This is a genomic window from Diaminobutyricimonas sp. LJ205 (assembly GCF_009755725.1).
Lineage (GTDB): Bacteria > Actinomycetota > Actinomycetes > Actinomycetales > Microbacteriaceae > Ruicaihuangia.
In genome coordinates this window covers 1553454-1568602 of sequence record NZ_CP046619.1, presented here as the reverse complement: position 1 = coordinate 1568602, position 15149 = coordinate 1553454, and the positions used below count along the sequence as shown (strand labels likewise).

Below are 15149 nucleotides of genomic sequence, written 5' to 3'. Positions count from 1 at the left end.
CTAGTAATCGGGTTCGCGCAGGATCAGATCGAGTGCAGCGGCTTGCCGGCGATCATGAGGAACGCTTCGCCGAGTGCTTCGTTCTGCGTCGGGTGCGCGTGCACCAGCGGCGCGATGTCCTCGGGGTAGGCCTCCCAGTTCACGGCAAGCTGCGCTTCGCCGATCAGTTCGCCGACACGGGCACCGATCATGTGCACGCCGACGATCGGGCCGTCGTTGACCCGAACGACCTTGACCGAACCGGCAGTTCCGATGATGTGGCTCTTGCCGTTGCCCGCGAGGTTGTAGTCGTAGCTGGACACCTGGTCGGCGCCGTACTTCTCCGCGGCCTTTGCAGAGGTCAGACCGATCGAGGCGACCTCGGGGTCGGAGTAGGTGACCTTGGGAATGTTCACGTCTTCGACGATGACGGGATTCAGGCCCGCGATCTCCTCGGCGACGAAGATACCCTGCTGGAACCCACGGTGAGCGAGCTGCAGGCCGGGGACGATGTCGCCGACGGCGTAGACGCCAGGGATGTTGGTGCGCAGGCGCTCGTCGGTCAGTACGAATCCACGGTCCATGGTCACACCGACCTCGTCGAAGCCGACGCCGTTGGTCGACGGCCCACGGCCGACGGCAACGAGCAGCAGGTCCGCGTCGATGGTCTGGCCGTTCTCGAGGGTGACGACCACACCGTTCTCGTCCTGGGTGACGCTCTGGAAGCGCACGCCGACCGAGAAGTTGATGCCACGCTTGCGGAACGCCCGCTCGAGCTGCTTGCTGACCGACTCTTCCTCGTTCGGGACGAGGTGCGGAAGCGCCTCGATGATGTTGACGTCAGCGCCGAACGACTTCCACACGCTGGCGAACTCGACGCCGATGACGCCACCGCCCAGAACCGCGACCTTGTTCGGGACAAAGTCCAACTCGAGAGCCTGCTCCGAGGTGATCACACGACCACCGAGCTCAAGACCCGGAAGCGAACGCGAGTAGGAACCAGTGGCGAGCACGATGTGCTTGCCGGTAACCGTGATATCGCCGACCTGAACGGTGGTGGGGGAGGTGAGCTTTCCCTCGCCGTCAATGGTGGTGATTCCGCGTGCCTTGAGGAGGCTCTGCAGGCCCTTGAACTTGCCCGTGACAATGCCCTGGCGGTAGGCGGTGACCGCGTCGATGTCAATGCCCTCGAAAGTCGAGGTGACGCCGTACTTGGCGGACTCGCGGGTCACATCCGCAACCTCGGCGGAGTGTAGGAGGGCCTTGGTCGGGATGCAGCCGACGTGCAAGCAGGTGCCACCGACCTTGTTCTTCTCGATGAGGCCGACGGTCATTCCCAATTGGCTCGCGCGAATAGCGGCGGCGTAGCCTCCGCTACCGCCGCCAAGAACGACCATGTCAAAGTTCTGTTCTGACACCCAGCAACTCCCTCGTGCTTCCGGATAGCTTGCAGACGTCCTCCACGGGGGTATGCGAAGGGTCTGATTGTTGGCGAGATTTCCACGCCAACACGACCTTACTACGCGCGTGAATACCGGTCTGCCAGCGCCACGAGGGTCAGAACCGTTACCCCGCTCGGCCCCTTTCCGAGGAATCCGCGCGGCGACGAAGTGCTGGCCGGGCCGGCGATGTCGAGGTGAGCCCAGGGGATCGGCGTGCCGTCTGGACGGGTGCCGATGAACTCCTTGAGGAACACGCCGCCGACGAGCATGCCAGCATTCCGGTTGCCCGGCTTCGAGTTCACGATGTCCGCGACATCCGAGTTCAAGATCTCGCGCAGGTGCCCCGGCAGTGGCATGTGCCAGAACTCCTCACCCTGCGCATCGGCGACATCAACCAGTTCGCGGACGAGGTCGGCGTCACCCATCGCGCCGACGACCCGGTCGCCGAGCGCGACGAGGGCTGCTCCGGTGAGGGTGGCGACGTCGATGATCGCGTCCGGCTGCTCCTCGCTCGCGGCGACGAGGCCGTCCGCGAGGACGAGGCGCCCCTCGGCGTCCGTGTTCAGCACCTCGACGGTGGTTCCGCCGCGCATGGTCAGCACGTCGTTCGGGCGGATGGCCGAACCCGAGGGCAGGTTCTCGGCCAGGCACAGCCATGCGGTGAGGCGCACATTCAGGCCGATGCGGGCGGCGGCGAGCACGACGGCGAGCGCGGTGGCCGCACCTGTCATGTCCTCCTTCATCCCGACCATCGAGGCCGCGGGCTTCAGCGACAGCCCACCGGAGTCGAAGGTGATCCCCTTGCCCACCAGGGCGAGATGCTTCGCGGCGCCTTCCGGCTGGTAGGTCACCTTCACCATCCGCGGGCCCCTGGTCGACCCTTGGCCCACGCCGAGAATGCCTCCATACCCGCCGTCCGCCAGCTCAGGCTCGGTCAGCACGGTGACCTCGACCGGCAGACCGGCCGCGAGCTCGAGCGCGGTGTCGGCGAACGTCGCCGGGTACAGGTGCGACGGGGGAGCGTTCACCAGGTCGCGAACCTGGCTGATCGCGGTCGCGGTGGCGAGAGCCCGAGTCTTTACGGCATCCGCGTCGGTCACCGCGGCGACCACGGTGACCTCGTCGGCCGGCGTCTTCGTCGACTCCAGGCTTGCGGACCGGTACGTGGTGTACCGGTAGGCACCGATCAGGGCACCTTCGGCGATCGCGATCACGTCGGCATCCGAGGATGCGGGCAGTTGGAAGGCGACCGAACGGATGCCGCGGAGCTGGCGAGTGGCCGATCCGGCCGCCGCCCGCAGTGCCCGCGCATCGGGATTCGAACCGAGTCCAATGAGCGCCAGGCTCGGACCGTCGACCGTGCTCGCGGGAACCCGCAGCAGCTCGTCCGACGCGCCAGTCGACCCGATGCCGGCCAGTGAACCAGCGAGTGCTGCGTACTGCCCGTCCTCACTTGCCAACTCAGGCCCGTCGGGGCCCTTCTTCACGCCGAGCACCAGGACATCGACGGTGGACGGGACTGAATCGGTGAGCGAAAGTGAAGGAAGCATCCGGTCATGGTATCGATCCCTGATTGCGTGGGCGCCATCGTCGACGCACCGACCAGGCCTGCTGTTCGCTCTCGGCATGACCCAGTAGGCGCCCGTGTGCGTGCCCGCGGCTTAGGCTGGAAATATGCAAGATCCGTCCGGCCTGTATGAAGTGCTGCTTGACACCGCCGAGGTGCCGACAGGGCTGCACCTTGTCGCCGGGTTGACCGGGTTTGCCGACGCGGGTTCCGCGGTGTCGCAGTTCACGGAGTACCTGCTGGACACCCTCGAGCACGAGGTCGTCGCAAGTTTCGATGTCGACGAGCTGCTGGACTACCGCTCCCGGCGTCCCACCATCTACTTCGATCAGGATCACCTGTCGAACTACCGCCCGCTGCGGCTGCGGCTCTATTTGATGCGCGATGAACTCGGCAGCCAGTTCCTGCTGCTCAGCGGGTTCGAGCCGGATTTCCAATGGGAACGTTTCACGGCCGCCTTGCTGCAGCTGATTGACCGCTACCAGGTGTCGACCACGACCTGGGTGCACTCGATCCCGATGCCGGTTCCGCACACACGGTCGATCGGCGTCACGGTGAGTGGCAATCGCACCGAGCTGATCGACGCCCTGTCGATTTGGAAGCCGCACACCCAGGTGCCGGCGAATGCCCTGCATCTCGTCGAATACCGACTGCAGCAGCTCGACCACCCCACGGTCGGTTTCGTGCTGCTCGTGCCGCACTATCTCGCGGACACCGAATACCCGCTGGCCGCCGTTGCCGCGCTGGAAAGCATCGGTGCCGCGACCGGGCTGATCTTCCCGACTGACCGGCTGCGCGAAGACGGACGCGACTTCATCGCTCGGATTGACGAGCAGGTGCAGGAAAATCCTGAGCTGTCCCGGCTGGTGGCCACGCTTGAAGCTCGCCACGACAGCTATATGGAAGACAATCCGCAGCGTTCCCCGCTCACGGATGAGGACGGCGAGCTGCCCAGCGCCGATGCCATCGCAGCCGAGCTGGAGAAGTTCCTCGCCGGCCGTCGAGACGACTCCCCACCCCGGTAGACAACCGCGCCGGTCGAGGCTGTCGAAACCCGTCTCGGCAAGCCCGATCCGCGACCGCCCGTAGACTGGGACGGTGAATTCCGCGCGCTCATGGCTCATCTTCGCCGTGGGCACGTTCACCTACCTGGTTGCTGTCATGCAACGCAGTTCGCTTGGCGTTTCCGGCGTCGAAGCGACCGAGCGGTTCGATGTCTCTGCCGCACAGATGTCGACGCTCGCGGTTGTGCAGCTGATCATGTACGCGGCGCTGCAGATCCCGATCGGCGTCGCCGTAGATCGCGTGGGCGCCAAGTCGCTGCTGCTGACCGGGTCGGTGTTGATGGTCACCGGACAGGTGGTCCTCGCCTTCGCCCCGACATTCGCACTCGCGATCGTCGGCCGCGTGCTCGTCGGCAGCGGCGACGCGATGATCTTCATCTCGGTGATGCGGTTGCTCGCCTCCTGGTTCACCGGACGCGCGCTTCCGCAGGTTTCCCAGTGGCTCGGCACCGTCGGCCAATTCGGCCAACTGCTCTCAGCCGTGCCGTTGTCATGGTTGTTGCGGGAGTGGGGATGGACGCCCGCCTACCTGTGGGCCGGGTCACTGTCGGCGCTCTGCGTCGTACTGGTCATCCTGCTGATCAGTAACGGGGTGAATGACCAGGCGGCCGAGAGGCTGACCTGGCGGGCGACCCTGAAGCATCTGCGGGAGGCGCTCGCGCGGCCGGGCACGCAGTTGGGATTCTGGTCGCACTTCGTGACGCAGTCTCCCGGCACCGTTTTCGCACTGTTGTGGGGCTTTCCATTCCTCTCGGTCGGGCTCGGCTACGGTCCTGGGGCCGCTGCCTCGTTGCTCAGCCTCATTGTCTTGGGCGGCGCGGTGGTGGGACCGATCATGGGCGTGCTCACCGCGCGGTACCCCATGCGGCGCAGCAACATCGTCATTGCCGCTGTCGTGCCAATGGGTCTCGCCTGGGCGGCCGTACTGCTGTGGCCGGGGGAGCCGCCGCTCTGGCTCATCATCGTGCTCATAGTCGTCAACGGCGCGGGCGGGCCCGGCTCCATCATCGGCTTCGACTTCGCCCGCACCTTCAATCCGACGCGCAGCCTGGGCTCTGCCAACGGCGTGGTCAACGTCGGGGGCTTCACCGCGAGCTTCACGATGATGTTCCTCATCGGCGTGATCCTCGACGTCCTCGACCGCGCGAACGGGGGCACAGGGAACCCGGCCGAGCTGTACTCGCTGGACCACTTCCGAATCGCCTTCTCGGTGCAGTTCCTTGTCGTCGGGCTGGGAATGGTCTTCCTATTCCGAGCGCGCGCTCGGACGCGGAGGGGTATGAAGGAAGAGGGAATAGAACCTGGTCCTCTGTGGGTTGCACTCTTGAGACGATTGCGCGGACCAGGCCGCTGATCGGCCGCTGCTGTCAGCGGTCGCTGGCAGACCGTGCAATAATCGATAGTCCAAGACCCTGTCAATCCCCAATTGTTCACGAATTTCGTGACAAGCGGACTTGACAAGGGTCTTAGTACTGCCCGCAACCGCCCGGAAAGGTGCTCGAATGGCAAGGACAAAGCCTGCGGCTGCTGAAGCGGCCGAAGAAGCCAAGGACGAAACGGCTCCGGCCAAGAAGCCCGCGGCTAAGAAGCCTGCAGCCAAGAAGCCCGCTGCGACGAAGGCGTCGCCGGCGAAGGCCACTCGTGGTTCGAAGAAGGCCGCAGAAACAGACGAGCCCGAGGAAGCCCTTGAGCCCGTCGAAGTTATCGATGAGGCTGCAGCTGAGGCGGCTCCGACTGAAGAAGTCGCCGACGACGAGCACGACGACAAGTCGACCGGCAAAGACGAGGCACTGCCCACCGGCGCCCTCGTACTGTCGATGGCCGATGACGAGGACGAGGTCCCGGTCTACTCGGCCGCCATCACCGGCGCCACGGCAGATCCGGTCAAGGACTACCTCAAGCAGATCGGTAAGGTCGCGCTGCTGAACGCCGCCGAAGAGGTGGATCTCGCGATGCGGATCGAGGCCGGCCTGTTCGCCGAGGACAAGCTCGCGAACACCCCAGGGCTCAGCAAGGAACTGCAGCGTGAACTGCAGTGGGTCGCCCGCGACGGTCAGCGGGCCAAGAGCCACCTGCTCGGCGCGAACCTGCGTCTCGTGGTCAGCCTCGCCAAGCGTTACACCGGTCGTGGCATGCAGTTCCTGGACCTGATCCAGGAGGGAAACCTCGGCCTGATCCGCGCGGTGGAGAAGTTCGACTACACCAAGGGCTTCAAGTTCTCGACCTACGCCACCTGGTGGATCCGTCAGGCGATCACCCGCGCAATGGCCGACCAGGCCCGCACCATCCGTATCCCGGTGCACATGGTCGAGGTCATCAACAAGCTTGCTCGCGTCCAGCGGCAGATGCTGCAGGACCTCGGACGTGAGCCAACGCCCGAAGAGTTGTCGCGCGAACTCGACATGACCCCTGAGAAGGTCGTCGAGGTGCAGAAGTACGGTCGCGAGCCGATCTCGCTGCACACTCCGCTGGGTGAAGACGGTGACAGCGAGTTCGGTGACCTGATTGAGGACACCGAAGCGGTCGTCCCCGCCGACGCCGTGGGCTTCACCATGCTGCAGAAGCAGCTGGAGAGCCTGCTCGACTCCCTCTCCGAGCGTGAGGCCGGAGTCATCCGGATGCGATTCGGCCTGGGCGATGGCATGCCGAAGACGCTCGACCAGATCGGCGACACCTTTGGTGTGACCCGTGAGCGGATAAGGCAGATCGAGTCGAAGACAATGGCCAAGCTGCGCCACCCGTCCCGCTCGCAGTCGCTGCGCGACTACCTCGAGTAGGCCGCGGATTGCGCTACCGGATTGCCGTCCTGCTCGGCCGCCTCGCCCGCAAGGTGTTGCGCCTGCGCGGGGGAGGGTCTGCAGTTCCGGGCCGGGTCGTTCTCGCGATCGCGCCACGGTTCCTGGAACGTGCGCTCTCCAAGCTGCCGCTCGGCGTGATGTTCGTGTCGGGGTCGAACGGTAAGTCGACCACGACGAACATGCTGACAGCGATGCTTCGCGAGCATGGCTACGACGTGTTCACGAACCCGTCCGGGGGAAACCTGCCGCAGGGGATCGCCTCGGCGATGCTGGCAACGGTTCCGACCGACGGCTACATGCGTGGGGATGTCGGCGTGATCGAGGTCGACGAGGCCTACGGTGTTGCCCTCGCCAAGTCGCTGAAGCCGCGCGGCGTGCTGCTGCTGAACGTCCAGGTCGACCAGCTCAACCGCTTCTTCGAACCGGCCCGCGTCGTTGAGATGCTGCGGACCATGGCCACCGCCGGCCGCGACCTCGTCGTCCTGAACGCCAATGACGACAGCCTGCGCAAGGTCGGTGCCGGGCTGCCGGCAACGGATGGCCGACGGATCACCTGGTTCGGGGTGTCCGCGGATCTGATTGAACAGTCACCGAATGGGTTGGCCAACGTGGCCGACCCGGACGCTGCGGTGGCGCCGGCACCCATGCCTCGCGTTCGCGTCACCGGGCTGGACAACCGGCAGGCGACCCTGGAGATCGACGGAGCGCGAGCGCTCGTACCGATTCCCGCTCGTGGCCTGCACTACGCCGTCGACACTGCGGCCGCGGTGGCCGCGGTGCTCGAGATGGTCGGCGACCGGTTCAGCATCGACGCGGTGCAGCGGGCGATGAGTTCGCTGCGCACTGTCTACGGTCGCGGCGAACTGCTCACCGTCGGTGGTGAGGACATCGAGATCATCATGATGAAGAACCCGCCGAGCTTGCAGCTGAACCTCGACTACCTCGTTGAGGCGCCGGAGCAACTGCTGATTGCGGTAGACGAGGGAACCCCCGATCCGTCCTGGGTGTACGGCACAGACCTGTCCCGCATCGATCACGTCGACGTGGTGACCGGCACGAAGGCTTGGCAAATCGCCACCCGGCTCGGCTACTCGGACATTCCGGTCGGTCAGGTTCAGCCTGACCTGAAGAGCGCGCTCACCGCGTTCCTCGCCCTGCCGAAGCCGAGGACCGGGATCAAGACGATGATCGTCAACTACGAACAGATGATGCTCATCCGCAAGCAGCTCGGCTTCCTCGATCTGGAAGGCGGCGACCAGTGACCGCCCTGAACATCGTGCACCTGTACCCGCGCGAGCTGGGCATCAACGGCGACGTCGGCAATGTGATCGCGCTACGTTACCGGGCCGGCGCCCGCGGGATTCCCGCGACCGTCCATGCCGTTGGGATCGGCGATCCGCTGCCCGACGACGTCGATCTCGTGCACATCGGCAGCGGCCCGGTATCGGGTCAGGAGGCCGTGCACGCGGACCTGATGGAACGTTCCGGGCGCCTGCTCGAGCTTGCGGCATCCGGCGCTCCGTTCCTCGGCATCGCCGCCGGCTGGCAGCTGCTCGGCCAGGACGTCGAGCTCGCTGACGGTAGCCACGTGCAGGGTGTCGGCATCTTCCCCAGCCGGGTGAAGCTCGGCGTCATCCGCAGCGTCGGCGAGATCGTGCTGCGGACGCGTGCCGGCATTGTCACCGGATTCGAGAATCACTCGGCTGTGACGACCTTGCAGGACGGCGCCGACTCATTCGGTGAGGTGCTCTACGGCAAGGGCAACACCCCATCGGCTGAGCAGAACCGGGTCGAGGGCGTGCGGACCGGTGCGAGCATCGGCACGTCGTTGCACGGGCCGGTGCTGCCGATGAACCCGCTGATCGCCGATGAGCTTTTGCTCGCGGCGCTGCGGGTACGGCAGCCTGGCGCTGAGCTGTCCGACGCGCAGAGCCTGCGCGAACTGGATGACCGGGCCGCCAAATCCCGTGAGGCGATCATGCAGCGGCGCGGCGTCCGCGCGGACTAGCCGGCGGGGGAGTAGCCAGCTGGCGGTGCTCGACGCGCCAGCGTGCACTGGGTGGCGTCACTTTCTGCCGGCGGCCACGGTTTCGGCATGCGCCATGGGCAGAAAACTCAGCCATCGGCGCGCGCGTTATCCGCTCATGAGCGTTTGTCAGCCGAGGTGCAGGCGATGGTGGACGGTCCACGAGCCGGGCGAGTCGCTGACCACGCCATACTCGACGATTCGGACAGTTGTCTCGATGGGCAGATCCGTATGAACGGCACTCTCTGCCTCGCGAAGCTGTTTATAGCAGGCGAGCGGCGCCATGCCGATCGTTAGGTGCGGGACCGCGTCGTAATGAAGACCTTCGTAGGGGAGTGCTGCTGGGAACACTTCCCGCACGCTCCTGGTCAGCGCGCGGAATCCTCCATCATCGTCAGGTTTGAGCCAGAGGACGTCGTCGCCGAACCAGGACGTCGCACTGAATCGAACCCGGAAAGCAGGGACGGAACGAACTGCCGCGGCCAGGCGCACCAGGGAGGCATCGTCCAACGATTCCGGCGGCGCAAACGGAAACAGCACAGTGACGTGTGCTGGAACGTCGAGCCCGCTTGAGGGATCCAGACGCGATCGATGTGGATCGACTGCGGGCGCGGCTTCTAGAACCGGAACGATGAGCGCGCCACTTTCCACGTGCCCGAGCATACGGATCGCATCCCTGACGCCCGCCTCGGCACGTCGCACCCGTGATGCGACGGTGGAGGGGCGGTGACGTCGGCGGGTGTTACATGTAACATTGAGTCATGGCGGTCAACGACCGAGTAAGCGAATATCGCCGACGGATGCGTGAGCGTGGACTTCGTCCGGTGCAGATCTGGGTGCCGGATGTCCGGACCGAAGCGTTCGCAGCCGAAGCACGTCGCCAGGCGTCATTGATCGCGCAGGCAGACCGACTGTCTGACGATCAGGAGTTCATCGAGTCCGTGTCGACCACATGGGACGACGAGTGAACCGCGGAGAGATTTGGACGGTCGCAGGCGGGGTTTATGCGTCGAAACTTCGACCCGCACTCATCGTGCAGGATGATCTCTTTGCGACAACTGCGTCAGTGACAGTGGCACCACTGACAAGCGACCTGGTCGACGCACCGATGATGCGTGTTCGTGTGTCGGCCGACGAACTGTCTGGACTGGAATCCGAGAGCGACGTGATGGTCGACAAGGTCACAACAGTGCGACGCTCCAATGTGCAAGACCGGATTGGCCGGCTGAGCGCCGATCAGCTCGCCGACGTCGAACGCGCGGTGATGGTGTTCCTCGGGCTGGCACGGTGAACACGGCGCCGGTATCCATGCATGCCCTGGTTGAGGAGTGGCTCGCATCGCCTACTTGACATAATGTGCATTATCGGCGACCAGACATGCTGAGCCCGGGAGTTCTGAATTGCTCGGCATACAGGACAGAAAATGACCGCAACGGTCGTTATCGTCGCCCCCGTGGACACCAACTACAAGAGCAACGCCAACGACGACACCGCTGACACGAACAACGCCGCCGACACCGACATCCGGCCATTTCGAATCGACATTCCGCAGGCTGAGCTGGACGATCTGCACGCTCGACTCGGCAACACTCGCTGGCCCGACGAACTGCCTGACGTCGACTGGGACTACGGCGTTCCGATCAGTTACCTGAAGCCGCTGGCCGAATACTGGCGGATTTCGTACGACTGGCGCGCCTACGAGGCCAGGCTGAACGAGTTCCCACAGTTCACCACCACCATCGACGGGCAGAACATTCACTTTGTGCACGTTCGCTCCCCCGAACCGAACGCCTTACCGCTGATCATTACTCACGGATGGCCGGGCTCGATCGTCGAGTTCATGAACATCATGGGACCACTCACCGACCCTCGCGCCCATGGCGGCCGGAAGGCCGACGCGTTCCACGTCGTCGCGCCGTCGATGCCCGGGTTCGGATTCTCCGGTCCGACCAGCGAAACCGGCTGGGACATGACGCACATCGCCGAGGCCTGGAAAGAACTGATGCACCGACTCGGCTATGAGCGGTACGGCGCCCAAGGCGGCGACACCGGTGCGGTGATCTCACCGACACTGGGCCGCATCGACTCCGAGCACGTCGTGGGCGTCCACGTCAACGGAAGCCTGGGCTTTCCCATGGGAGATCCGGACGAACTGGCACGGATGACCGAGGTCGAGCGGGAGCGGGTCGCCGGCCTGGAACGGCAACTGCAGGAGGGCGCGGGCTACGCGATCATCCAGTCGACGCGGCCGCAGACGGTGGGGATCGGCCTGACCGACTCCCCCGCCGGCCAGCTCGGCTGGATTGTCGAGAAGTTCAAGGAATGGACCGACCCCGCCGCCGGACTTCCGGAGGATGCCGTCGATCGCGACCAGATGCTCACCAACGTCAGCGTGTACTGGCTCACTCGCACGGCCGCGTCCTCGGCGCGGCTCTACAAGGAGGCCCAGGCCAGCTGGGGGCAACCGACGGAACGCTCCGAGGTGCCGTCCGGGGTCGCGGTGTTCCCCGGTGACTTCGGGATTCGCCCGGTCGCCGAGCGCGAGAACAACGTCGTGCACTGGTCGGAGTTCGAGCGCGGCGGCCACTTTGCCGCCATGGAGGTCCCCGATCTGCTGATCGGCGACGTGCGCACGTTCTTCCGCGACCTACGGTGACCCCGGCACTGAGTGCGTTCAGATCGCGGTGCTGAGCTCGCCGCCTCTTTCACGAACTGGTCATCCTTCGGACGAAGGATGACCACCTGATGGTGCCGGCCGACCGTCAGCCGAGCTGGCCGCGCACGGCCCCGGCGGGGAAGTCGGCGTTGTGCACGTTGACGTAGTAGTTGTCCGGGTTGGCGTCTAGCGCCGCAGCGAGCGCGGCGTTGTCCACGCAACCAGACGAGTAGCCGTCAGTTGGGGCCTCCAGTCCCTGTACGACGGGACCCGCCGTGTTCCTATCGCCAATGTGGATGTGTGCCGCGGTCGCCGGTGCGATCCGACGGACGAAGACGTTGTAGCAAACCGTCCCGTCGTCGGTGTCCCACCGGACGAACGCGAACCCGCGCCCGTTCGGGTCGCCGGGACCTGGCACCTCCACGGCACCGGTCAGGCGGGTGTGCGAGAAGGGCAGGAAGTTCGTCGACGCGTCGGCATTCGCGGTCGTCGGTACCGCCAGCACCGCCACCCCCGCAAGTGAAACCATTGCTGCCAGAATTCGTGTGCGCATGTCGGTTCCTTTCGACTGTGCGGGCGTTATGGCTCGTTCGGAGCGTGCACGTCGCCGGAGGGATCCGACCCTTGATCTGCAGGTTCGCGACGGTTGCAGCGCACCCCGCCCGCACCTAGATTCTCGTCGCCCGATACCCTCGCTTCAAGACTTTGAAAACACGGACAGCCTGATTCGGTAAAGCAGAAGGCTCCGCGCCTAGCTCGCCGCTCGCTTCACTAGTTCGCTGATCTTCGCCTCGTCCTCGGCAGACAGGCCGGTCAGCGCGAAGGATGTCGGCCACATCGCGCCGTCGTCGAGGTTGGCGTCGTCGTTGAAACCGAGCGTCGCGTACCGGGACTTGAACTTGCCTGCTGCCTGGAAGAAGACGACAACCTTGCCGTTCTTGGCGTAGGCGGGCATCCCGTACCAGGTCTTCGGCTTCAGCTCCGGGGCGCTGTCCTTGACGATGGCGTGGATCCGCTCAGCCATCTTCCGGTCCTGGTCGTCCATCTCGGCGATCTTGCCCAGCAGTTCTTCTTCAGGGTTCGCTTTCGTGCGGGATTTGGCCTTCTTGACCTCGGCCGCACGCTCCTTCATGGCGGCGCGTTCCTCTGCGGTCCATCCCTCGGCGGGTTCTTGAGTGTCGCTCATAACAGTTTTCTTTCCTTCCTGGTCAGTTACCGATGTACGCCGCGAGGTGCTCGCCGGTGAGCGTCGAGCGGGCGGCCACGAGGTCGGCGGGTGTGCCCTCGAACACGATTCGGCCGCCGTCATGGCCGGCGCCTGGACCGAGATCGATGATCCAGTCGGCATGCGCCATCACCGCCTGGTGGTGTTCGATGACGATGACCGACTTGCCGGCATCAACCAGCCGGTCGAGCAGCCCGAGCAGTTGCTCCACATCGGCCAGGTGCAGGCCAGTGGTCGGCTCGTCGAGCACGTACACGTCGCCCTTCTCCCCCATGTGCGTGGCCAGCTTGAGGCGCTGACGCTCACCGCCGGACAGGGTGGTGAGCGGCTGGCCGAGGCTCAGGTAGCCGAGCCCGACATCCGCCAGCCGGTCGAGAACAGTGTGCGCGGCCGGGGTGCGCGCCTCTCCCGCGCCGAAGAACTCCTCAGCCTCCATCACCGACATGGCGAGCACTTCGGCGATGTCCCGGCCGCCGAGCTTGTACTCCAGCACCGCGGCCTGGAACCGCTTGCCTCCGCACTCATCGCAGGGCGTGGAGACGGTGTCCATGAAGCCCAGATCGGTGTAGATGACCCCAGCGCCGTTGCAGACCGGGCAGGCACCTTCGGAGTTGGCGCTGAACAGCGCCGGCTTCACGCCGTTGGCCTTCGCGAAGGCCTTGCGAATCGGCTCGAGGAGTCCGGTGTAGGTGGCCGGGTTGCTGCGCCGAGACCCCTTGATCGTGCCCTGGTCGATCGACACCACGCCGTCCCGGCCGGAGACCGAACCGTGGATCAGCGAGCTCTTTCCGGAGCCCGCGACTCCGGTGACCACGACGAGCGCTCCGAGTGGGATGTCGACGTCGACCGCCTGCAGGTTGTTTGTGCTTGCACCGCGGATCTGTAGCTTGTCCTTCGGCTTGCGCAGGTTCTGCTTGAGGGTGGCCCGGTCATCCAGATGGCGTCCGGTGAGGGTGTCGCTCCCCCGGAGCTGGTCGAGGGTGCCCTCGAAGCAGATCGTGCCGCCCGCTTTGCCCGCGCCTGGCCCGAGGTCGACGATGTGGTCGGCGATCGCGATCGCCTCGGGCTTGTGCTCGACCACCAACACCGTGTTGCCCTTGTCGCGCAGCTGCAGCAACAGCTTGTTCATCCGCTGGATGTCATGCGGGTGCAGACCGATCGTAGGCTCGTCGAAAACGTACGTCACGTCGGTGAGCGAGGATCCGAGGTGTCGGATCATCTTGGTGCGTTGCGCCTCGCCGCCGGACAGGGTGCCCGATGGGCGATCAAGTGAGAGGTAGCCGAGCCCGATCTCGACGAACGAGTCCAAGAGGTGCCGCAGTCCGGCCAGCAGCGGGCTCACCGAAGGCTCGTCGAGGTCGCGAACCCATTCGGCCAGATCGTTGATCTGCATCGCGCACAGGTCGGCGATGTTCTTCCCCTTGATCTTCGATGACCGGGCCTCGGGGCTGAGGCGCGTGCCGTCGCACTCGGGGCAGGTCGTGAAGGTCACCACACGCTCAACGAAGGCGCGGACGTGCGGCTGAAGCGTGTCGACATCCTTCGACAACATCGACTTCTGCACCTTGGGGATCACGCCTTCATAGGTGAGGTTGATCCCTTCCACCTTGATTTTGGTCGGCTCTGCGTAGAGCAGCTGGTGCAGTTCTTTCTTGCTGAACTTGCCGATCGGCTTGTCCATGTTGAGCCCTGCCCCGCTGAAGATGCGGCCGTACCAGCCGTCCATGCTGTAGCCCGGGACTCTGAGCGCCCCCTCGTTCAGCGACTTCGTGTCGTCGTAGAGAGCCGACAGATCGAAGTCGTTGACCGAGCCCATGCCCTCGCAGCGCGGGCACATGCCGCCGAGTTGGTTGAAGGTCGCCTTCTCGGACTTTGTTTTGTCACCGCGCGAAACGGTGATGGCACCGGATCCGGTCACCGACGGCACATTGAATGAGAACGCGTTGGGCGATCCGATGTGTGGCTGCCCCAGCTTGCTGAACAGGATCCGCAGCAATGCGTTGCCGTCAGTGGCGGTGCCGAGCGTGGAACGCACATTGGCGCCCATCCGCTCCTGGTTGACGATGATCGCCGTCGTCAGCCCTTGCAGCACATCGACGTCCGGCCGCGCCATCGTCGGCATGAACCCCTGGACGAACGTGCTGTACGTCTCGTTGATCATCCGCTGCGACTCCGCGGCGATGGTGGCGAATACCAGCGAGCTCTTGCCCGAACCGGACACCCCGGTGAACACCGTCAGCCGACGTTTCGGCAGCTCGAGGCTCACGTCCTTGAGGTTGTTCTCCCGGGCGCCCTGCACGCGGATCAGGTCGTGACTGTCGGCTACCTGTCGCGCCGCCGTGTTCGGGTCGGTGCTCGTGACAGTGCTCATTGTTGGTCCACCTCTCAGCAC

General features: G+C 65.1%; 14 protein-coding genes. 8 read left to right on the top strand and 6 right to left on the bottom strand.

Annotated features, from left to right (window positions below; genetic code table 11):
• Nucleotides 1-23 precede the first annotated feature (23 nt).
• Both lpdA and GO591_RS07440 read right to left on the bottom strand, forming a co-directional pair.
• Nucleotides 24-1397, bottom strand: a complete 1374-nt coding sequence (gene lpdA, locus GO591_RS07445) for a dihydrolipoyl dehydrogenase (protein WP_157156239.1) — start codon at nucleotides 1395-1397, stop codon at nucleotides 24-26.
• Between the two features lie 101 nt (nucleotides 1398-1498).
• Nucleotides 1499-2971, bottom strand: a complete 1473-nt coding sequence (locus tag GO591_RS07440; protein ID WP_157156238.1) for a leucyl aminopeptidase — start codon at nucleotides 2969-2971, stop codon at nucleotides 1499-1501.
• A gap of 124 nt (nucleotides 2972-3095) precedes the next feature.
• On the opposite strand from GO591_RS07440, the gene GO591_RS07435 reads away from it, so the two are divergent.
• From GO591_RS07435 to GO591_RS07415, 5 genes are all read left to right on the top strand, one after another.
• Nucleotides 3096-4013: a proteasome assembly chaperone family protein gene (locus tag GO591_RS07435; RefSeq protein WP_157156237.1), complete on the top strand. Its 918-nt coding sequence runs from the start codon at nucleotides 3096-3098 to the stop codon at nucleotides 4011-4013.
• A 73-nt stretch (nucleotides 4014-4086) separates the two neighbouring features.
• Nucleotides 4087-5406 carry an MFS transporter gene (locus GO591_RS07430; RefSeq protein ID WP_157156236.1) on the top strand — a complete coding sequence of 440 codons (1320 nt, stop codon included), beginning with the start codon at nucleotides 4087-4089 and terminating at the stop codon, nucleotides 5404-5406.
• A 148-nt stretch (nucleotides 5407-5554) separates the two neighbouring features.
• Nucleotides 5555-6829 carry an RNA polymerase sigma factor gene (locus GO591_RS07425; RefSeq protein ID WP_157156235.1) on the top strand — a complete coding sequence of 425 codons (1275 nt, stop codon included), beginning with the start codon at nucleotides 5555-5557 and terminating at the stop codon, nucleotides 6827-6829.
• An 8-nt stretch (nucleotides 6830-6837) separates the two neighbouring features.
• Nucleotides 6838-8112, top strand: a complete 1275-nt coding sequence (locus GO591_RS07420; RefSeq protein ID WP_157156234.1) for a Mur ligase family protein — start codon at nucleotides 6838-6840, stop codon at nucleotides 8110-8112.
• The gene (locus GO591_RS07415) at nucleotides 8109-8858 is read left to right on the top strand and encodes a type 1 glutamine amidotransferase (RefSeq protein WP_157156233.1); all 750 of its coding nucleotides are present in this window, start codon (nucleotides 8109-8111) and stop codon (nucleotides 8856-8858) included. The genes GO591_RS07420 and GO591_RS07415 overlap by 4 nt, the downstream gene beginning before the upstream one ends.
• A gap of 147 nt (nucleotides 8859-9005) precedes the next feature.
• Here the strand turns inward: GO591_RS07415 and GO591_RS07410 are convergent, their stop codons facing one another.
• On the bottom strand, nucleotides 9006-9539 hold the full coding sequence (locus tag GO591_RS07410) for a 2'-5' RNA ligase family protein (protein ID WP_157156232.1): 534 nt from the start codon (nucleotides 9537-9539) through the stop codon (nucleotides 9006-9008).
• A gap of 98 nt (nucleotides 9540-9637) precedes the next feature.
• Here GO591_RS07410 and GO591_RS07405 point away from each other — a divergent pair, with 98 nt between their 5' ends.
• The 3 genes from GO591_RS07405 to GO591_RS07395 all read left to right on the top strand — a co-directional run bounded on the left by GO591_RS07405 (nucleotide 9638) and on the right by GO591_RS07395 (nucleotide 11532).
• On the top strand, nucleotides 9638-9844 hold the full coding sequence (locus GO591_RS07405; RefSeq protein WP_157156231.1) for an antitoxin MazE-like protein: 207 nt from the start codon (nucleotides 9638-9640) through the stop codon (nucleotides 9842-9844).
• Nucleotides 9829-10167 carry a type II toxin-antitoxin system PemK/MazF family toxin gene (locus GO591_RS07400; protein ID WP_232466323.1) on the top strand — a complete coding sequence of 113 codons (339 nt, stop codon included), beginning with the start codon at nucleotides 9829-9831 and terminating at the stop codon, nucleotides 10165-10167. Before GO591_RS07405 ends, GO591_RS07400 begins: the two co-directional genes overlap by 16 nt.
• Before the next feature lie 132 nt (nucleotides 10168-10299).
• Nucleotides 10300-11532 (top strand): epoxide hydrolase family protein, encoded by a 1233-nt coding sequence (locus tag GO591_RS07395; protein WP_157156229.1) that lies wholly within the window; start codon nucleotides 10300-10302, stop codon nucleotides 11530-11532.
• A 106-nt stretch (nucleotides 11533-11638) separates the two neighbouring features.
• Here GO591_RS07395 and GO591_RS07390 read toward each other — a convergent pair whose 3' ends face one another.
• From GO591_RS07390 to GO591_RS07380, 3 genes are all read right to left on the bottom strand, one after another.
• Nucleotides 11639-12085 (bottom strand): CHRD domain-containing protein, encoded by a 447-nt coding sequence (locus GO591_RS07390; RefSeq protein WP_157156228.1) that lies wholly within the window; start codon nucleotides 12083-12085, stop codon nucleotides 11639-11641.
• A 198-nt stretch (nucleotides 12086-12283) separates the two neighbouring features.
• A complete protein-coding gene (locus tag GO591_RS07385) occupies nucleotides 12284-12718 on the bottom strand; it encodes an iron chaperone (protein WP_157156227.1) in 435 nt (144 codons plus the stop codon).
• Nucleotides 12719-12740: 22 nt separating this feature from the next.
• Nucleotides 12741-15128, bottom strand: a complete 2388-nt coding sequence (locus GO591_RS07380; RefSeq protein ID WP_157156226.1) for an ATP-binding cassette domain-containing protein — start codon at nucleotides 15126-15128, stop codon at nucleotides 12741-12743.
• Nucleotides 15129-15149: the final 21 nt, after the last annotated feature.